This is a genomic window from Mucilaginibacter sp. A5337 (genome assembly GCF_059690695.1).
This window is the reverse complement of the sequence record NZ_JCAWEC010000009.1, coordinates 105,356-122,651: the sequence shown is the minus strand read 5'-3', so window position 1 is coordinate 122,651 and position 17,296 is coordinate 105,356. Positions and strand designations below refer to the sequence as shown.

Here is a 17,296-nt window from a genome sequence, read left to right as displayed (position 1 = left end):
TGTTTTACTGCAACTGCGACTGCTACTAAGGACTTAATAATTTATAATTTGTTCTTCAATTTCAACGGGGATATCGCGCCACTCGTACCGCTGGGTACGGAGCTGAGGCTCAAAGCCAGCTTCTTTTATGGACTCCTGGATACCTTTGGCTGTAAACCTGTGTGGTGCGCCGGCAGCCGATACTACGTTTTCTTCAATCATGATTGATCCAAAATCGTTGGCTCCTGCATGTAAACAAAGTTGAGCAACCTGTTTGCCAACGGTAAGCCATGAAGCCTGGATGTTTTTAATGTTGGGAAGCATAATGCGGCTCAGGGCAATCATGCGGATATATTCGTCGCCGGTTACATTGTTGGTGATACCGCGTACTTTGCGTAATAGGGTTCCATCGTCCTGGAATGGCCATGGAATAAATGCTATAAAGCCGTAGTACCCCTCCGGTTTTTCGGCTTGTACCTCGCGGATCCAAACTAAATGTTCAAAACGTTCTTCGATGGTTTCAATATGGCCAAACATCATGGTTGCTGATGTAGGCAGGTTAAGCTGATGAGCTGCACGCATTACATCAAGCCATTCTTTACCGCCGCATTTGCCTTTTGATATCAGACGGCGAACACGGTCGTTCAGGATCTCGGCACCGGCTCCTGGTAATGAATCTAAACCCGCTTCCTTCATCGCCCTTAAAACCTCAATATGTGGCATGCCTTCTAATTTGGCAACGTGCGCAATTTCCGGCGGACCTAATGAATGTAGTTTCAGCTTAGGATAAAGCTTTTTCAGTTCGCGAAAGAGATCGGTATAAAATTTTAGTCCCAGATCGGGGTGGTGCCCTCCCTGTAACAGCAACTGATCGCCGCCGTAACGGAAAGTTTCCTCAATTTTCTTTTTATAAGTTTCAATATCGGTTATATAACTTTCTTCGTGGCCGGGGCGACGGAAAAAGTTACAGAACTTACAATTGGCTATACAAACGTTGGTGGTATTAACATTACGGTCAATTTGCCAGGTAACCTTACCATGCGGAACCTGTATTTTACGAAGTTCGTTGGCGGTGTACATCAACTCGGCAGTTGAGGCGTTGTTATACAGGTAAACGCCTTCTTCAAGCGTTAAAAAATCAAACCGCAACGCGCGCTGCAACAGATCGGCTGTATTCATATCAGGCAAATATACGCAAGTTGATAATTTGATTTTGTGCGCTGTTAAATAATTGACAAATAAATGTAATGGTTAAAACAATCGGTTATTGAAAGTATTTCCCTTTAACATTTAACCTTTAATCTCAAGAAACCACCTTCCCTTTATCCAACCTTAAAACTTTATCAACACTGTTAGGTATTTCATGCTGATAGTGGGTAACGTAGATAAGGGTAACACTACCGAGGCTGCAAATGGTATCAACAAGGTTTTTAAAATGGAGTTGCTGATGATCATCCATGCCCTGGCAGGGTTCATCGAAAATCAGCAATGCCGGATTTTTGATCAATGCACGGGCCAGCAGGCAAAGGCGTTGTGCACTTGCCGGGATGTTTTTGAGCAGCACACGGGCGTACTTTTCAATCTCTAAAGCTTTCATCCATCTTAAAGCTATTTCGGCGCGTTCTTTATTACTCTGTCTGAAAAGGCCAAGGGTATCGTAATAGCCGGACTCGATTACCTGTAAACAGCTGTTATCGGTAGGAAAGTACTGGTGCAATTCGGGTGATACGAAGCCGATTTTCTTTTTGATGTCCCAGATGCTTTCGCCGGTGCCGCGTTTTTTATCAAATAAAACAATGTTGTTGGCGTATGCCTGCGGATTATCACCACTAATTAAACTTAGCAATGTTGATTTGCCAGCCCCGTTTGGCCCTAATAAAGCCCAGTGTTCTCCGGGATTGATCTGCCAGTTTACATCATCCAGTATTACCTTGTCGCCATATTGAATATGTACCTTATTCATTTTTACAATATGATTGTAAGCAACAGGGTTTTTATCAATATTGAGCAGGGCGCATAACTGGTCTGTGTCAATGGTATCGGTTTTATCCTGTTCAAAAAGTTCGGCTTTAAAATCCTGTTTGATACTTTCATGAACAATAGCCCCCTTACTTAATACCGCAACATGAGTGATGGCAGAAGGGATTTCATGAATTGAGGTAGCCATGATAATATCAATACCCGAAGCTGTAATTTGCTCAATAATGCCATTAAATTCTTCACGGGTTTTTACATCCAGCCCGGTTAGGGGGCTGTCAAGCATCAATAGTAGCGGGTTTTTAAGCAATGCGGCAGCCAGCATCAGGCGTTTGGTTTCGCCGTTTGATAGTTTGATGATCTGTTTGTTAAGTAATGTTTCCAGCCTTAATAAGGAAGCTACTTTATCAATTGTCCAGGATGCATTGCCATATGAAAATCGGGGCACTGTATTTAGATAGTCTGTAACTGTAAGTGCGTCTTCGGAATCAGATGAATTATAGCGCTGCTGATAGTAAAAATCTGTAGTATTTGAAAGATTGCGGAAATGGTGCTTAGGTTCAACCAGCGCAATCAGTTTATGTGGCGTGGCAATATCATTTGCGTTGAAAAATTTGGAGTAGTCATTCCAAAAATGATAATCTATTGCGCCTCCCGTAATGTTAAAACGTCCTGCTATGGTTTGTAACAGCGCACTCTTTCCTGATCCGCTTTCGCCGATAAGGGCCCAGCTTTCGCCTTTGTTTATATTAAAGTTTAAGCCGGTAAATAATGTTGTATTTAAAAAACGTACAGTTGCTTTATTTATTGATAGAAGTGCATTTGTCATAGCTTAGCAAGTAGAGTAGCGCGTAAAAGTACTCATCTGGGTTAAAGCCATGAAATTTTTTGTGGATTTACTATTCTTACTTTCTTTTCTGTTAAGCGATACGTTTTAATGTTTCAGTTGTGGTTGGTATTTCGTTTGCCTTTTTGTTGAGCCTGTTCCAGGTGGCAAAATCAACGATGAGGTATTTTACCGAATTTTTGCAGGCCTTGTTTGGGCAGGTGAGCACCCAGTATTTTTTATGTTGTTCAACATGGGGCCTTCTGCCGCATTTAATGCAGTTTTCACATTGAATGTTGGGTTGTACCTGTATTGTCATAGTTGGTGGGAATAAAGTGTTAACAAATAAATTATACTATAAAACATCACCCAACTACAGAGTCAGGTGTAAACTTAAAACCTTCAATAAATTTTTGATAATCTTATGGTGGTTTATAATGTTACTATATTAACACATGCTGTTAACATTTGTTTTTCAGGCTACTGTTATTTGCAAAATATTTTATTGATCGAAGTGCAGTTGTAACATTAAGTTATTTTTAACAATACCGCTGTAAATTGTATACATCCGTATACAGTTATTAGCTCGGAATTACTCATCTGCTATCATACATTCAATCCGTTTAGTTTTAACATCAAAGAGGCCTGATTATTGTATTCCTGTTATCATAATAATGACCTGGAATAAACCAATCATTAAACTTTATCTGTTTAAATATTTATCATGAAAAACTTACATTTTTTACTTTTGGGATTTGTGTTGTTAACATTAAGCAGCTGTTCCGTTATCACCGGAATATTTAAAGCAGGGGCTATCACCGGTATCATAGCTGTTGTCGTGGTAATCGCTGTTATCATCTGGATTATTTCGCTTTTTCGTGGCAAAGGTTAATTTCATTTTGAGATATTTTTTATATAATTAATTAAACAATTTAATTTTTGATGGGTTGATTATAGTATAAAAACATCTAATCATGGAAAACACACAAGCAACCGTACAAATTTTGAATGATCTGATTCAGATCAACAATGACAGGATTGAAGGCTATCAACGTGCTTCAAAAGATTTGAAAGATGATGACGTTGAATTAAAGTCGATTTTCACAAGGCTTATAGGTCAAAGCCAGGGTTACAAACTTGCTTTGGGTACTGAGGTTAGTGCTTTTGGAAAAGATATTGAAACCGGCACAACTACCAGTGGTAAAATACACAGGGTTTGGCTCGACGTAAAAGCTGCTTTTACCGGACATGATACCCATAACGTATTAGAAGAATGCGAATTTGGTGAAGATGCTATTTTAAAGGCCTATCGCACAGCACTTGAAGATGAAAATTTGCCGGCTTATCTGCGCGAAACTATCAGCCAACAGGAAAGTGAATTGCTTGACGCGCACGATGAGATCAAAGCGCTGCGCGATAGCGTTCACTAAAAGGGTTGTTTTTTATTATTAAGTTAGCAGAAGGGGCGGTATTATAACTGCTCCTTTTCATTTGTAGTAATAAGGATTAGTTTAAGGGTTGCGGAAGGATAGTAATATCCTTAACCTGCCAGCTGTTTTTCTCGGCCCAGTCGCCATCTGTATAGAGCATTTTAACTTCCCATGCCGATTGTTCCATTTTACCATTATCGTTTTCAATTTTTACAGTTGATTGTACCTGGTAGATATTGGCTGTTGTATCAATGACCGACTTAAAGCCTGCGTCAGGGAAAACCGCTTTCTGAGGTTGCTTTAGTTTTTCTTTCACAAAAAGCTTTGCCATAATAAAACTTTCTTTTGCCGTTGGTTTACGATTAAGATGTACGGTGCTGTTCTTGCTTATCCCGAATAATATAATAGTAAATGTTATAGCAAAAATTATAGTAAAAAGGGTAGCGGTACGTATGTGAGGGCGGCGGTGCCAGCCAATGTTTTTGCGCTCATCGGCATTAAGCGTTTTCCATTCTGAATATCTCATGTTTTATTGCTTAACACATTAAGCAATATCAGTTGAAATTGTTTGGCTGGTGTTGAGCAAAAAAAAACGCCCCGGAAAACCAGGGCGCTTTTTAACATAAAAAGTTAAATTACTTTTTAGTAGTGTCTTTTTTAGTAGTGTCAGCAGCAGCTTTAGTAGTGTCTTTTTTAGTAGTATCAGCTTTAGTAGTGTCAGCAGCCATTTTAGAAGTGTCAGCTTTAGTTGAATCAGCAGAAGAAGCTGAAGAAGAACCTTTACAAGCAGCGAAAGAAGCAGCGATAGCTAAAGCTAAAAAGCCTAATTTGAAATTTTTCATGTTTAATTTTTTAAATAAGTGATTTAATAGTTTACACCTTAATACCAGAAATAAAAAAAGGTAACCCATAATTTTGAAAAAAAATTACGAGTCACCTTTTTTATTGATGGATAACTAAAAAATCAATAGAAAAAGATTAAAAATGATATTTAACGGCTTTCTATTTTATCAGAAATAATTATTTCTTGGTGGTGTCTTTTTTAGTAGTATCAGCAGCAGTTTTAGTAGTATCTGCAGAAACTTTAGTTGAATCGGTAACAACTTTAGTTGAATCAACTACAGTTTTAGTAGTATCGCCTTCAGTTTTTTTAGCGTCACCGCCACAAGCTGAAAAAGAAGCTGCAAGAACTAAAGCTAAGAAACCTAATTTGAATGAATTTTTCATTTTTTGAAGTTTTAAATGTTAATTTTTTTTGTGATCGTTTGATGATTAATACAAGTTATTGAAAAAGGTAACCCATCAAAATTTAACTAATTGTAAATTCTTGGGATTATTAGTTTAATGCAGGCGTTTTTGCAAGCGGTTTTTTTATTGCAGATTTGCCTGCATAGTTTTTAACATTGGGTTACCTTGTTTACCATACGGTATTAAATATAAACTTTAAGCGGAATGCAATTGTTACAGGGAATGAAATGTAATGCTAATGTTATTAATTTATTTTAGTTTGATTTTTTTTGATAATTAGTGGGTTACAATTTGGCCTAAATAGTATTAAGAGTGAATAAAGACTTAAAAGCTTCGGCTCCAACAGATAGTGAAATAGTTCTTGGGATACTTAATAATTCGGAAATAGTGCTGAAGAAGCTCTACTTAACTTATTTTCCGATGATATTACAGCTGATCATTAACAACAATGGCGATGAGGATGATGCCAAAGATATTTATCAGGAAGCCATTATAGTTCTTTACAATAAGGTTAAAGCAGGTGATTTTGAGCTTAACAGTAAGCTTAAAACCTATATATACTCGGTTTGCCGGCGGCTTTGGCTAAAAAGGTTAAGCCAGATGAACAGGTACGGTGGCGATATCAGGGATTTTGAAGAGCACCTGCCAGTTGAAGAAGAAATAGACAACCATAGTGAGCGGGATATTCAGTTTGGTAAAATGGAGAGTGCGCTCCAGTTATTAGGCGAACCCTGTAAAACCATTATGGAGGACTTTTATATAAAAAACAGATCGATGCAGGAGATCTGCGAGCGGTTTGGCTATACCAATGCGGATAATGCCAAAACCCAAAAGTACAAATGCCTGCAAAGGCTGAAGAAATTGTTTTTTCAGCAAAAATAAGGAGATCAAGAGATGAGTGATAACCAACTTACGGAGTTTATTGAACGGTACCTTGACGGCAGTATGACTGCAGAAGAGCGTGTTCAATTTGAGCTGCTCCGCAAAAACGATGCGGCTGTTGAAAGTAAAGTTACTGAACATATTAAGTTTATTGGCTTACTTAAGCAATATGGCGAACGCCTTGAGCTTGAAAATCGCTTGAACGCTATTCATGCCGAAATTGATGTTCATGCACTGAAAGAAGAAGTGATGATCCACCCGGTATGGATTGTACGTATGTGGCGTAACCATCATTCAAAGATATCTGTAGCAGCCTCGGTGCTGATATTTGCAGTGTTAAGCGTATTGATTGTTACAGGTAAGCTTAATAACGATAAGTCAAAGTATGAGGAACTGATAGGCAAAATCAATTCTATTGATAATAAAGTTAAGCGTATTAATGTTAACGTGGGCAGTCGTACGCCTGTAAGGCCTAAAGCAACTACCCCGCCCGCCAATTTCAGGGGCACTGGTTTTGCACTAACATCAAATGGTTACCTGGCTACAGACTACCATGTGATAAAAAATGCTGATTCAGTTTATGTACAGAATGCAGCCGGGGAATCCTTCCATGCAAAGGTTATTTATACGGAGCCTAAGTATGATCTGGCCATATTACAGATCAATGATCCTTTATTTAAAAATCTTGGTCCTATACCATACAATCTTAAAAGGGCAGAAGGTGATCTGGGAGAAAGCGTATACACACTTGGTTACCCTGCCGATAATATGGTTTATGGAGGAGGTTATCTGGCTTCAGCAGCAAATTATTCGGGCGACACCACCGAATATCAAATCTCTGTGCCTGTAAACCCAGGCAATTCAGGTGGCCCGTTGCTTGATGAGAAAGGAAATGTGATAGGTGTTATTACCGCCCGTCAAACGCAGGTTGCAGGCGCATATTTTGCTAAAAAGTCAACTTACCTGCTAAAAGCGATACAGAACATCCCAACAGATTCATTGTCAAAAACGCTTAATTTGAATACTAAGAACAAATTGGCCGGCTTAAGCCGTACCCAACAAAGCAATAAGCTTAAAAACTATGTTTTTATGGTTAAAGTATATAACCAGTAATCATTAGCCCACTCAATAAAAATTAATATATTAAAATGAGAAGAGACGCCGTGAGGGGTCTCTTTTTTTGTGTGTCTGAACTCGAATTTATGAAATTAAATAATGGACAGAATGTAGGAAAAATTCAATAAATTCCTTTAGTTCAATAAATTCGAGTTCAGACAGCTTACCTGTCAACCTCGCCTAAAACAAAGTCGATTGAGCCTACAATGGCTATCATATCAGCAATCAATACACCTTTGGATAATTCGGGCAATACTGAAAGGTTATTAAAGCTTGGTCCGCGGGATTTTACGCGGGTTGGGATCTCTGATTTGCCGTCTGTCATAAAATAAAAGCCCAGTTCACCTTTGGCGCCTTCGCAGCGTACATAATAATCCTGCGCCTTAGGAATGGTTTTGCGCGGCATTTTAGCACGGGGATCAAAATCGGGCGTGCGCTTCAGCTCTTTTTGCAAACGGTCAAGGCATTGCTCAACAATCTTTAATGATTGTTCAATTTCATCAACACGTACTTTATACCTGTCCCAGCAATCGCCAACTTTACCCATCAGGCCCCGGCCAATTGGGATTTCAAAATCAATCTCAGGATAGGCCGAATAGTTATCAATTCGGCGTAAATCCCATTTCAAACCCGAGGCGCGTAACATGGGGCCCGAGCAGCCGTAGTTTATAGCTACGTCAAGTGGTAAAACACCAACATTGGCTGTACGGGATATAAACACCTGGTTATCGGTAAGCAATTGGTTAAGCTCAACCATTTTGGGCTTAAAATATTCTACAAATTCGCGGCAGCGTTCTTCAAAGCCAACCGGCAGATCGTAAAATAAACCTCCTACCCAAATATAGTTATATAACATGCGCGAGCCCGATGCCCACTCCAGCATGCCCATAATATGTTCCCTATCCCTGAAACACCATAGGAAGGGGGTAAAGGCGCCTATATCAATACCATAAGTACCGATGGCTATCAGGTGCGACGCTATACGGTTTAGTTCACAAACCAGCACGCGGATATATTCTACACGTTTAGGGATATCCTTATCAATACCCATCATACGTTCAACCCCCATTACAAAGGCATGGCTGTTATTCATGGAAGCCAGGTAGTCCAGCCTGTCAGTAAAAGGAATGGTTTGCTGATAGGTTAACGACTCGGCATGTTTTTCGAAACAGCGGTGCAGGTAACCAATATGGGGAATAACCTCTTTTACTATTTCACCATCGGTAATGAGTTCAAGACGCAAAACACCATGAGTTGAGGGGTGCTGCGGACCTACATTCAGGATCATATCCTCAACGCTGGCGTCGGCTATCTTTTTATTGTACCTGAGTAGGGCTTCTTCGTATTTAGGGTTTGTAATGACCAATTTTATATGCTGTTAAATTAGTAGCCGTATATAGTATAGTTATACTATAATATAGATATCAAAAATCAGCTTTTTTTTTCAATTATAGGGCTGTTGTAGTAGGGAAATTGCTTTTAAAAAATAGAGGTGAGCGAATAAGAAATTTTTACACTAATTTTCTCAAGTTAATCGAATTACACGAATTTTTAATTTATGCAATTGAAAATTCGTGTAATTCGATTAATTGTGGTAAGTCTGACAAATAATTAGTGCGAGAATTTCTTTTGGCGATTTTTTCAGACGCATCAAATTATTTTAAAGAGCAATCCCCTGTTTGTAGTAGCGGCTAAAGTTGGATAAATTGCTTAAACCTTAAAATAGCAAAATATAGGTTTGTAATAAGCTACTAATCTATCCTGATGCCTTTATAAAACTCTGCGTTCTGATAATCCTTTCTTAAAGGAAAGCCTTCCCAATCGTCGGGCAGCAAAATCCTGCGAAGATCGGGATGACCTTCAAAGTAAATACCCAGCAAGTCGTAGGCTTCACGCTCGTGCCAGTCGGCAGTACGATAAACGGATGTTATGCTTTTAAATTCGGGCAGTTCAGAACTTTCTTTTTCGTGGGGTTTACTTATTTTTAAAGTAAGCTGTGTTTTGTATGGGATAGAAGCCAGGTGATAAACCACACCAAAGCGATTTGATTCGTCGTTATAATGCACTCCGCTCAAGCTCGACAGGAAATCGAAATAAGTTTTTGGATTATTACGTAACTCCATGCATACGGCTGTAATATCATCAGGGTTAATGAGCAGGGCTGGCTGTAAGCCCGATGTTTCTTCGCCGGCAATTACAGTATCACCAAATTTTTCGGTGAGCAGTTGTTTAATATCATCAAAATTCATGGTGCAAGGCGTACTTTTTTCCAGGTTTTTTTATCAGTTTTTTTATACAGGATACGGTCATGCATACGGCTTGGCCTTCCCTGCCAAAACTCAACCAATTGTGGGTTTAAGACATATCCGCCCCAATAGGATGGTTTGGGCACTTCCTTATCGGCATATTCAGCTTCGAGTTCATTCCATTTTTGTTCAAGCAGTTCACGGCTTTCAATTTCCTGGCTTTGTGGCGATACTACCGCACCAACCTGGCTGCCTTTAGGGCGTGAGTGAAAATATTTTTCAGATTCTTCCTTGCTTACTTTTTCGATAGTGCCTTCAATACGCACCTGGCGCTCAAGGCCTCCCCAAAAAAATGTAAGTGCACCCTGCGGGTTTTTGGCTATTTCTTTCCCTTTACGGCTTAAGTAGTTGGTGAAAAATATAAAACCACCTGTATGAAAGCCTTTTAAAAGTACAATACGTGCCGAGGGCTTGCCATTTATGGTAGCTGTTGAAAGCGTCATAGCATTGGGTTCGTGCAATTTTGCTTCCAAAGCTTCGTTAAACCATTGTTCAAACTGTTTAATAGGATCGGCTTTGGTGCTATTTTCCGACAGCGTAGATGCGCTATAGTCCTGCCTTAAATTTTGTATTTCCTGCTGATTCATTTCAATGCAAACTTACAAATTAATTAAACCGTATATAATGATGTAAATCATTATTCATAATTGAACATATTTTTACTATGCTTGTTATGTATTTAAACGCTAAACTTTATGCTTAGTCCTATAGCGGCCGCGGCAGGCCATTTACTTATTTCGGAACCATTTATGATGGATCCGAATTTCAAGAGATCCGTAATAATTTTGACAGAATACTCTGAGGAGGGAGCTATGGGTTTTATCCTGAACCATCAAAGTGAATATTTACTGGGTGATGTGCTACCTGATGTTTCCTATTCGGAGATGCCTGTTTACGAGGGCGGCCCCGTAGCCAAAAATACATTGCATTTTATCCATTGCGCACCTGATAAAATAGAAGGGGGCATTGAAATAGCCGACGGCCTTTACTGGGGCGGCGATTTTGAACAGGTGAAATATTTGGTATCCAATTATCAGTTAAGCACCGAAGAAATTAAGTTTTTTGCCGGATACTCGGGTTGGACACCTCAGCAGCTTGATGAAGAAATAAAAGAAGACAGCTGGATTGTGACCAACAAGTTTGATATAGAAACATTGTTTACCCTCGATGAACAAAATCTATGGCGACAGGTAGTGATCAGCCTTGGTCAGCGCTACGCCCACATTGCCAATTTTCCTGAAAATCCGGCTTTGAATTAGTGTGAGAGATTAGAGGTTGGAGATTAGTGATTAGACTATAATATTTAGAAATGAGAAAAGGCCGTAGTAAACTATGGCCTTTTCTCATTCAATTTGTATAAGCTTGAGCTAACTAATCTCTAACCTCCAATCTCTAATCACTATCCTCCATTTCCCTTGCCGATTCTTCAACTTTCTTTTTAAGGTTCTCTTTAAAGTCGATGAGGTTCTTTACCAGGTATTCATCTCCGGTTGAAAGGATTTGGGCTGCAAGGATCCCTGCGTTTTTGGCTGCATTTAAAGCTACTGTTGCTACAGGGATACCATTTGGCATTTGTAATATGGATAGGATAGAATCCCAGCCATCGATAGAATTGCTTGATTTTACGGGCACACCGATAACCGGCAGGTGTGTTAATGATGCCACCATACCCGGTAGGTGAGCTGCACCGCCGGCACCGGCGATGATTACTTTTATGCCACGATCAGCAGCGGCACGGGCATAGCTGAACATACGATCAGGCGTACGATGGGCCGATACCACGGTTATTTCATATTCAACGCCTAATTCGGCTAAAACATCAGCAGCATCCTGCATTACATTCAGATCCGATTTGCTGCCCATTATAATGGCGACTTTTGTAGTGTTGTTGTTCATAGTTAATAGTTCATAGATCATGGTTCATGGAAGATCGGCTTAGATGGAATTTTTCAATGCCGTGATCATTTTTACCAGTACTTCATAATCAGCATATAAATCTTTAAAGTTTTCTTCAGCGATATAGTTTCTTCTTTTTGCAATAAAAAGACAGCTTACCACTTCAATGGCAGATCTTAGAGAATAACCTAAAAGACCTTAAAAACTGCTTTACTTTGCCCGGTTGATCCTTCTGCTAGAACAACAGAATCAGCTGCGCGTTTTATCTGTGATGTTAAAATATAAATTTCTTCTTTGGGAAATGTTTTTGTTAGCTGATTTATTTGTTCATCCAAATCCATGGCTTTCTGCCAAACTTGAAGATCCTCAAATCTAAATGCCATTATAAAATATAATTATCAGTAAAAGGAGCTACCATGAACCATGATCTATAAACCATGAACTGAACTAACTAATTACTTTCAGTATCTTTTGTACAAAACGAGCCTTTTCTATCGCCTTTTCCCTGTCTGCGTCAACAATAGTAACATGCCCCATTTTTCGGAATGGCTTGGTTAGCGCTTTGCCGTAAAGATGGATATATACTCCCGGTACCTTCAATACTTTTTCAATGCCCTGATAAATTGCGGGACCTTCGTAACCGGCTTCGCCTAATACGTTCACCATAATGGCATTGTTAAGGCAGGCGGTATCGCCCAAAGGCTGGTTAAATATCGCCCTTAAATGCTGCTCAAATTGTGATACCACGTTGCCTTCAATGGTTTGGTGACCGCTGTTATGCGGACGCGGGGCCAATTCATTTACCAGGATGCGGCCATGCTTATCTAAAAACATTTCAACTGCCAGCAAGCCTACAATTTTAAGGCTGTCGGCAATTTTTTTGGCAATCTGTTCTGCTTTTTGCTGTATTGCGAATGGAAGGGTAGAAGGAGCGATCAAAAACTCCACCAAATTGGCTTTAGGGTTAAACTCCATTTCAACCATCGGGAAGGTGCTGATCTCGCCGTTTTCATTGCGGGCTACAATTACCGCGATCTCTTTTTCAAAATCTATCCATTGCTCAATAAGACTTGGCTCTTTAAAAGCGCCGGCAAGGTAACTTTCGTCAATTACTTTATATACGCCTTTGCCATCGTAGCCATCCTTACGCAATTTTTGGATATAAGGGAAAGGGATTAAACTTTGCTGAAGCTGCTGTGGCGACGATATGATCTGGAAGTCGGCAGTTGGGATATCATTTTCCTTGAAAAACTGCTTTTGCAGGCCTTTATCCTGGATCAATCGGATAATACGTGACTGCGGATAAACCGCTACACCTTCTTTTTCCAATTGTTCGAGGGCATCAACATTAACCTTCTCTATTTCGATGGTAAGCAGGTCGACAGTTTTGCCGAAGTTATATACCGTTTCATAATCGCCCAGTGAACCTACCGTAAACTCATCACAAAGTTTGCGGCAAGGTGCTTCACGGTCGGGATCAAGTATTTTAACAGTAACGTTATAGTTTATGGCTTGCTGTATCAGCATGCGGCCCAGTTGCCCGCCGCCTAAAATACCCAGTTTTAAATCTCCGTAAAATGCTTTCATATTTTGCAACTGCAAGTTTAGCCTAAATCTTTCAAAAAGCCTACAAATGCTTTAAACTACAATGGTTCAACGACGTTTTTTGGTCATCAGATAATAAAAAACGCTATGCACTATAACAAATGTAATTGCGGTGATAAAGTAAACCGCTTTGTTTTCGGGGCTTAGCTGCAGCCTGAAAGCGGTAATTGTGAACACAATTGATCCTGCATAGTAAAGCACCAGTCGTATCGAGAGATTATTGTAATAAGCCGGGTTTGCTAAAAACAGCATAGGTAATGTCATCACAAAAATGATGATGTTCAAAAAGGCCACACCTTCAGATATAGAAGGCAATATTGCTTTCAGATCTTCACCTACACCTTTGTGCTGAAGTGCGTAATATATACAGCTTGCTACTATAGATATGATTACCGAAAAAAGAAAAGTTTTAAAAAGTTGCCTGGCGAGTGCCTTCATAGTGATATTTATTGATATGGATTACTGCTAATTGTACAGTATGTTATTATGTGCAAAGTAACGCATCGGCGGGCAAAATGCGTTAATCCCAATGTCACAAATTGATAGTATCCACCGGGCGATGTCCTGAATCTTGCATCTGCTAGTCTTGATTCTGTCTTCAAATTTTGATTCTCTTGCCTATCTTTACACCGCTTATGAAAGTATCCGGTTTTACCTTTATCAGAAACGCTGTACGTAACGATTATCCTATTGTTGAGGCTATTACTTCAATATTACCGCTTTGCGATGAGTTTATTGTAGTAGTGGGTAATTCAGATGATGGTACCCGGCAATTGATTGAGGGCATTAACTCGTCGATCATTAAAATTATTGACTCTGTTTGGGACGAGTCATTACGGGAAGGTGGAAGGGTATTTGCCGTGGAGACTGATAAAGCTTTCGCCGCCATATCGCCCGATGCCGATTGGTGTTTTTATATCCAGGGAGATGAAGCTGTGCATGAAAAGTATCATCCACTCATCAAAAGGGAAATGCAGGAAGCTTTAAATAAACCCAATATTGAAGGTTTACTGTTTAAGTATTTACACTTTTATGGCTCCTATGATTATTACGGGCATTCAAGACGCTGGTACCGCCGCGAGATCCGTTTGCTGAAGAATATCAAAGGGATTCACTCGTATCGCGATGCGCAGGGATTTAGGCTTGACAACCGCAAAATAAATGTAAAGCTTATTGGTGCTTATATATATCATTACGGCTGGGCCAAGCCACCGCAAGGGTTAACCCATAAGGTGCGAAATTTTAATAAATTTTATCACGACGAAACCTGGTTTGCCGAGCATTTGCCCGAAACTTACGAATTTGATTATGGCAACGCGGATCGTTTAATTCGCTTTACCGGTACTCATCCGGCACCTATACAAAAACGCATAGCAGCTACCAACTGGAATATTGATTTCGACTCTAAAAAGCTGAGGGCTGGTATGGATTTCCGCCGCAAGGCACTGCAAAAAATTGAGGACCTTACCGGCTGGCGCGTTGGCGAGTATAGAAATTATAAGATAGTGGAGCGGTAGGTAATTAAACGCTATTCAAAATACAATTATCCTTGCCGCCGCTCGGCTCCTGCCGAGTGGCTAACTATCCCACGGCCTCTGGCCGACGACGTCAGCCTATTGAGGGCATATAGGCCAGAGGCCTGGAAATAACTGACACTCGGCAGGAGCCGAGCGACGGCAAATGGGCAATAACATCAATGAATCAGCGTAATCAAAAAAATCAACGGTCATATGTTTTGCGCAATAACAAAGCCGCTTGCCCAGGCCCATTGAAAATTATAGCCCCCAAGCCATCCGGTAACATCCACGCATTCACCGCCAAAAAATAATCCGGGTACTTTCTTAGCTTCCAGTGTTTTGGATGATAACTCATCGGTAGCCACTCCGCCGCGCATAACTTCGGCCTTGTCATAACCTTTATCGCCTGCAGGTTTTACTTTAAAATCGTGAATGAGTGCGCTGATACTTTCGATTTCAGCTTTAGTCAATGATGCCATGTTTTTCTCGGCCGGGAGTTTATCACTTAAAGCTTCGGCAAACTTGCGGGTATATAAGGATGCTATGTAAGCCAGCAGCATTTTTTTGCCATTGGTTTCTTTTTCCTGTTGAATGAGGTCGGCAATGTTTTGATTGGGGAGAAGATCGATATTAATGGTTTCACCGGGTTTCCAGTAGGAGGAGATCTGTAATATAGCCGGTCCGCTGAGGCCCCAGTGGGTGAAAAGGATGTTTTCTTCAAAACTGGCCTTGTCGTTCCAAACTCTACAGAAAATACTGTTACCTGAAAGTTGCTCATACCAGGGCTGGTCTTTACCGGTAATGGTTAGCGGCACCAGGGCAGGGGCGGTATCGGTAACTTTTAAACCGAAGTTTCGCGCAGTACGCAAACCAAAATCGGTAGCGCCCATTTTGGGGATGGGTAAACCGCCTGCAGCCATTACTACGCCGGTGGCGCTTATATATTCCTGCTTGCCATTTACTTCGGCGCGTACTGTAAACCCATCGTCAGTTTTTTCAACTGCTTTAACCTCGGCATTAACCCAGATTTCCTGTCCAAGATCATCGCAGAGGTTAGTAAAAACTTCAACTACATCCTTTGCTTTATCGCTTACCGGGAAAAGCTGGCCTAATGTTTTTTCCTTGCCGGTAATGCCATAAGTTTCAAAAAAGCTGATGGTGTCATCAACTGTCCACTGCGAAAAGGCTGATTTACAGAAATGTGGGTTTTGAGAAATAAACTGTTGATCGGTAGCATAAAGATTGGTATAGTTACAACGCCCTCCACCGCTGATGAGGATCTTGGCGCCAACGCGGTCGTTTTTTTCAAGCACCAGTACCCGCTTGCCTAAAAAGCCTGCTTGTACGGCACACATGAGGCCGCATGCGCCTCCACCAATTATTATAGCGTCAAAATCTGTTTGTTTTACTAAATTTGTACTCATGACGGATGTTTCGCAAATATCAGAATTTGGAAAGATACTCATCTTTATTATTACGGGGATAATAATGGTGTGCGTGATATTTTTTATCAACAGACTTTTAGCGCCCAATAATCCCAATGCCGAAAAATTAAGTTCGTATGAATGCGGTGAAGAACCTACCGGTAATGCGTGGTTGCCCTTTAATCCGCGTTTTTATGTTATAGCACTGGTTTTCTTGCTGTTTGATGTAGAGATGGTTTTTATTTTTCCATGGGCAACAGTGTTTGGCAGTCATGAAATTGCAGCGCAGGATACGCGCTGGGGTTGGCTTTCGCTTGCCGAAATGTTTGTGTTTTTAGGCATCCTGATAGTAGGTTTAATATACGTTTGGCGCAAAGGCGACCTGGACTGGATAAAACCGAAACCTGTTGTACCACACACCGATGTGCATATCCCGCCATCATTGTATGAGCAGCTAAACCAGGAGCAGAGCAGGTTTACAGTAAAAGATTTTAATATTGATACGGTAATAACAACTACTGCCGCAAGTGCCGCTGCTACTGTCACTCCGTCAACAGAGCCTGCACGTAAGCCTATGTTTAAACCCGCCTTTAAAAAGCCTGCAAATGAATAACGATATAACAAGTGAGAACGGTGGTGTAGTGGTAACCAAAATGAACGACCTGCTTAACTGGGCGCGTTTATCATCATTATGGCCGCTTAGCTTTGGTATAGCCTGCTGCGCCATTGAAATGATGGGCTCTATGGCTTCTACCTATGACCTTGACCGTTTTGGTGTTTTTCCCCGCCCGTCTGCCCGCCAGGCCGATGTGATCATTATTGCAGGTACTGTTACTTTTAAAATGGCCGAACGCATTAAACGCCTGTACGAGCAAATGCCCGAGCCTAAATATGTGATCTCGATGGGGTCATGCTCCAACTGCGGCGGCCCGTACTGGCAGCATGGTTACCACGTTGTAAAAGGCGTTGACCGGGTGATCCCGGTTGACGTATACGTACAGGGCTGCCCGCCACGCCCCGAAGCACTTATTGGTGCTATTTTGGAACTGCAAAAGAAGATTGAAGGGGAGCAGTTGATCAAGGCGTAAAT

General features: G+C 40.7%; 23 protein-coding genes. 7 read left to right on the top strand and 16 right to left on the bottom strand.

Features of this window, described 5'->3' with window-relative positions; genetic code table 11:
- Positions 1–33: 33 nt before the first annotated feature.
- The 4 genes from mqnC to AC59JO_RS26060 form a co-directional block, all read right to left on the bottom strand.
- The gene (gene mqnC, locus AC59JO_RS26075; RefSeq protein WP_497309153.1) at positions 34–1,158 is read right to left on the bottom strand and encodes a cyclic dehypoxanthinyl futalosine synthase; all 1,125 of its coding nucleotides are present in this window, start codon (positions 1,156–1,158) and stop codon (positions 34–36) included.
- Between the two features lie 124 nt (positions 1,159–1,282).
- A complete protein-coding gene (locus AC59JO_RS26070) occupies positions 1,283–2,785 on the bottom strand; it encodes an ATP-binding cassette domain-containing protein (RefSeq protein ID WP_497309151.1) in 1,503 nt (500 codons plus the stop codon).
- A gap of 91 nt (positions 2,786–2,876) precedes the next feature.
- Positions 2,877–3,101, bottom strand: coding sequence for a hypothetical protein (locus AC59JO_RS26065; RefSeq protein ID WP_497309149.1), 225 nt, complete (start codon positions 3,099–3,101; stop codon positions 2,877–2,879).
- 450 nt (positions 3,102–3,551) lie between these two features.
- Positions 3,552–3,680, bottom strand: coding sequence for a hypothetical protein (locus AC59JO_RS26060; protein ID WP_413668538.1), 129 nt, complete (start codon positions 3,678–3,680; stop codon positions 3,552–3,554).
- Positions 3,681–3,756: 76 nt separating this feature from the next.
- Here AC59JO_RS26060 and AC59JO_RS26055 point away from each other — a divergent pair, with 76 nt between their 5' ends.
- Positions 3,757–4,212, top strand: coding sequence for a PA2169 family four-helix-bundle protein (locus AC59JO_RS26055; protein ID WP_413668537.1), 456 nt, complete (start codon positions 3,757–3,759; stop codon positions 4,210–4,212).
- A 76-nt stretch (positions 4,213–4,288) separates the two neighbouring features.
- Here the strand turns inward: AC59JO_RS26055 and AC59JO_RS26050 are convergent, their stop codons facing one another.
- The 3 genes from AC59JO_RS26050 to AC59JO_RS26040 all read right to left on the bottom strand — a co-directional run bounded on the left by AC59JO_RS26050 (position 4,289) and on the right by AC59JO_RS26040 (position 5,439).
- Entirely contained in the window at positions 4,289–4,738 is a 450-nt protein-coding gene (locus tag AC59JO_RS26050; RefSeq protein WP_413668536.1) for a hypothetical protein, read from the bottom strand.
- 109 nt (positions 4,739–4,847) lie between these two features.
- Positions 4,848–5,054: a hypothetical protein gene (locus AC59JO_RS26045; protein ID WP_413668535.1), complete on the bottom strand. Its 207-nt coding sequence runs from the start codon at positions 5,052–5,054 to the stop codon at positions 4,848–4,850.
- 178 nt (positions 5,055–5,232) lie between these two features.
- Positions 5,233–5,439, bottom strand: coding sequence for a hypothetical protein (locus tag AC59JO_RS26040; protein ID WP_413668534.1), 207 nt, complete (start codon positions 5,437–5,439; stop codon positions 5,233–5,235).
- A gap of 333 nt (positions 5,440–5,772) precedes the next feature.
- On the opposite strand from AC59JO_RS26040, the gene AC59JO_RS26035 reads away from it, so the two are divergent.
- Both AC59JO_RS26035 and AC59JO_RS26030 read left to right on the top strand, forming a co-directional pair.
- Positions 5,773–6,342 (top strand): RNA polymerase sigma factor, encoded by a 570-nt coding sequence (locus AC59JO_RS26035; protein WP_413668533.1) that lies wholly within the window; start codon positions 5,773–5,775, stop codon positions 6,340–6,342.
- 12 nt (positions 6,343–6,354) lie between these two features.
- The gene (locus tag AC59JO_RS26030) at positions 6,355–7,455 is read left to right on the top strand and encodes a S1C family serine protease (protein ID WP_413668532.1); all 1,101 of its coding nucleotides are present in this window, start codon (positions 6,355–6,357) and stop codon (positions 7,453–7,455) included.
- Positions 7,456–7,621: 166 nt separating this feature from the next.
- Here AC59JO_RS26030 and AC59JO_RS26025 read toward each other — a convergent pair whose 3' ends face one another.
- The 3 genes from AC59JO_RS26025 to pdxH all read right to left on the bottom strand — a co-directional run bounded on the left by AC59JO_RS26025 (position 7,622) and on the right by pdxH (position 10,351).
- A complete protein-coding gene (locus tag AC59JO_RS26025) occupies positions 7,622–8,818 on the bottom strand; it encodes an NADH-quinone oxidoreductase subunit D (protein ID WP_497309208.1) in 1,197 nt (398 codons plus the stop codon).
- A 391-nt stretch (positions 8,819–9,209) separates the two neighbouring features.
- Positions 9,210–9,707: an NADH-quinone oxidoreductase subunit C gene (locus AC59JO_RS26020; protein WP_413668531.1), complete on the bottom strand. Its 498-nt coding sequence runs from the start codon at positions 9,705–9,707 to the stop codon at positions 9,210–9,212.
- Positions 9,704–10,351 (bottom strand): pyridoxamine 5'-phosphate oxidase, encoded by a 648-nt coding sequence (pdxH, locus tag AC59JO_RS26015; protein WP_497309145.1) that lies wholly within the window; start codon positions 10,349–10,351, stop codon positions 9,704–9,706. Before pdxH ends, AC59JO_RS26020 begins: the two co-directional genes overlap by 4 nt.
- A 108-nt stretch (positions 10,352–10,459) precedes the next feature.
- Here pdxH and AC59JO_RS26010 point away from each other — a divergent pair, with 108 nt between their 5' ends.
- Positions 10,460–11,023, top strand: a complete 564-nt coding sequence (locus AC59JO_RS26010; RefSeq protein ID WP_497309143.1) for a YqgE/AlgH family protein — start codon at positions 10,460–10,462, stop codon at positions 11,021–11,023.
- 133 nt (positions 11,024–11,156) lie between these two features.
- Here the strand turns inward: AC59JO_RS26010 and purE are convergent, their stop codons facing one another.
- The 5 genes from purE to AC59JO_RS25985 form a co-directional block, all read right to left on the bottom strand.
- Complete coding sequence (purE, locus tag AC59JO_RS26005) at positions 11,157–11,660, bottom strand: 5-(carboxyamino)imidazole ribonucleotide mutase (RefSeq protein WP_497309141.1); 504 nt, start codon at positions 11,658–11,660, stop codon at positions 11,157–11,159.
- Positions 11,661–11,699: 39 nt separating this feature from the next.
- Positions 11,700–11,822, bottom strand: a complete 123-nt coding sequence (locus AC59JO_RS26000) for a four helix bundle protein (protein WP_497309139.1) — start codon at positions 11,820–11,822, stop codon at positions 11,700–11,702.
- Positions 11,823–11,848: 26 nt separating this feature from the next.
- Complete coding sequence (locus AC59JO_RS25995) at positions 11,849–12,043, bottom strand: four helix bundle protein (protein ID WP_497309137.1); 195 nt, start codon at positions 12,041–12,043, stop codon at positions 11,849–11,851.
- A gap of 64 nt (positions 12,044–12,107) precedes the next feature.
- Positions 12,108–13,247, bottom strand: a complete 1,140-nt coding sequence (locus AC59JO_RS25990; RefSeq protein ID WP_497309135.1) for a 5-(carboxyamino)imidazole ribonucleotide synthase — start codon at positions 13,245–13,247, stop codon at positions 12,108–12,110.
- Positions 13,248–13,313: 66 nt separating this feature from the next.
- Entirely contained in the window at positions 13,314–13,703 is a 390-nt protein-coding gene (locus tag AC59JO_RS25985; RefSeq protein WP_413668525.1) for a hypothetical protein, read from the bottom strand.
- Between the two features lie 197 nt (positions 13,704–13,900).
- On the opposite strand from AC59JO_RS25985, the gene AC59JO_RS25980 reads away from it, so the two are divergent.
- On the top strand, positions 13,901–14,782 hold the full coding sequence (locus AC59JO_RS25980) for a glycosyltransferase family protein (protein WP_497309132.1): 882 nt from the start codon (positions 13,901–13,903) through the stop codon (positions 14,780–14,782).
- A gap of 209 nt (positions 14,783–14,991) precedes the next feature.
- On the opposite strand, the gene AC59JO_RS25975 is transcribed toward AC59JO_RS25980, so the two are convergent.
- Positions 14,992–16,206 carry a BaiN/RdsA family NAD(P)/FAD-dependent oxidoreductase gene (locus AC59JO_RS25975; RefSeq protein WP_413668523.1) on the bottom strand — a complete coding sequence of 405 codons (1,215 nt, stop codon included), beginning with the start codon at positions 16,204–16,206 and terminating at the stop codon, positions 14,992–14,994.
- Here AC59JO_RS25975 and AC59JO_RS25970 point away from each other — a divergent pair.
- Complete coding sequence (locus tag AC59JO_RS25970; protein ID WP_497309130.1) at positions 16,205–16,819, top strand: NADH-quinone oxidoreductase subunit A; 615 nt, start codon at positions 16,205–16,207, stop codon at positions 16,817–16,819. The two genes, AC59JO_RS25975 and AC59JO_RS25970, sit on opposite strands and share 2 nt — an antisense overlap.
- Positions 16,812–17,294, top strand: coding sequence for an NADH-quinone oxidoreductase subunit B (locus AC59JO_RS25965; protein ID WP_112655155.1), 483 nt, complete (start codon positions 16,812–16,814; stop codon positions 17,292–17,294). Before AC59JO_RS25970 ends, AC59JO_RS25965 begins: the two co-directional genes overlap by 8 nt.
- The last annotated feature ends 2 nt before the right edge of the window (positions 17,295–17,296 follow it).

Coding starts and splice junctions, on each gene's coding strand:
- mqnC (WP_497309153.1), bottom strand. CDS start 1,158: ATGAATACAGCCGATCTGTTGCAGCGCGCGTTGCGGTTTGATTTTTTA.
- AC59JO_RS26070 (WP_497309151.1), bottom strand. CDS start 2,785: ATGACAAATGCACTTCTATCAATAAATAAAGCAACTGTACGTTTTTTA.
- AC59JO_RS26065 (WP_497309149.1), bottom strand. CDS start 3,101: ATGACAATACAGGTACAACCCAACATTCAATGTGAAAACTGCATTAAA.
- AC59JO_RS26060 (WP_413668538.1), bottom strand. CDS start 3,680: ATGAAATTAACCTTTGCCACGAAAAAGCGAAATAATCCAGATGATAAC.
- AC59JO_RS26055 (WP_413668537.1), top strand. CDS start 3,757: ATGGAAAACACACAAGCAACCGTACAAATTTTGAATGATCTGATTCAG.
- AC59JO_RS26050 (WP_413668536.1), bottom strand. CDS start 4,738: ATGAGATATTCAGAATGGAAAACGCTTAATGCCGATGAGCGCAAAAAC.
- AC59JO_RS26045 (WP_413668535.1), bottom strand. CDS start 5,054: ATGAAAAATTTCAAATTAGGCTTTTTAGCTTTAGCTATCGCTGCTTCT.
- AC59JO_RS26040 (WP_413668534.1), bottom strand. CDS start 5,439: ATGAAAAATTCATTCAAATTAGGTTTCTTAGCTTTAGTTCTTGCAGCT.
- AC59JO_RS26030 (WP_413668532.1), top strand. CDS start 6,355: ATGAGTGATAACCAACTTACGGAGTTTATTGAACGGTACCTTGACGGC.
- AC59JO_RS26020 (WP_413668531.1), bottom strand. CDS start 9,707: ATGAATTTTGATGATATTAAACAACTGCTCACCGAAAAATTTGGTGAT.
- pdxH (WP_497309145.1), bottom strand. CDS start 10,351: ATGAATCAGCAGGAAATACAAAATTTAAGGCAGGACTATAGCGCATCT.
- AC59JO_RS26010 (WP_497309143.1), top strand. CDS start 10,460: ATGCTTAGTCCTATAGCGGCCGCGGCAGGCCATTTACTTATTTCGGAA.
- purE (WP_497309141.1), bottom strand. CDS start 11,660: ATGAACAACAACACTACAAAAGTCGCCATTATAATGGGCAGCAAATCG.
- AC59JO_RS25995 (WP_497309137.1), bottom strand. CDS start 12,043: ATGGCATTTAGATTTGAGGATCTTCAAGTTTGGCAGAAAGCCATGGAT.
- AC59JO_RS25990 (WP_497309135.1), bottom strand. CDS start 13,247: ATGAAAGCATTTTACGGAGATTTAAAACTGGGTATTTTAGGCGGCGGG.
- AC59JO_RS25985 (WP_413668525.1), bottom strand. CDS start 13,703: ATGAAGGCACTCGCCAGGCAACTTTTTAAAACTTTTCTTTTTTCGGTA.
- AC59JO_RS25980 (WP_497309132.1), top strand. CDS start 13,901: ATGAAAGTATCCGGTTTTACCTTTATCAGAAACGCTGTACGTAACGAT.
- AC59JO_RS25970 (WP_497309130.1), top strand. CDS start 16,205: ATGACGGATGTTTCGCAAATATCAGAATTTGGAAAGATACTCATCTTT.
- AC59JO_RS25975 (WP_413668523.1), bottom strand. CDS start 16,206: ATGAGTACAAATTTAGTAAAACAAACAGATTTTGACGCTATAATAATT.
- AC59JO_RS25965 (WP_112655155.1), top strand. CDS start 16,812: ATGAATAACGATATAACAAGTGAGAACGGTGGTGTAGTGGTAACCAAA.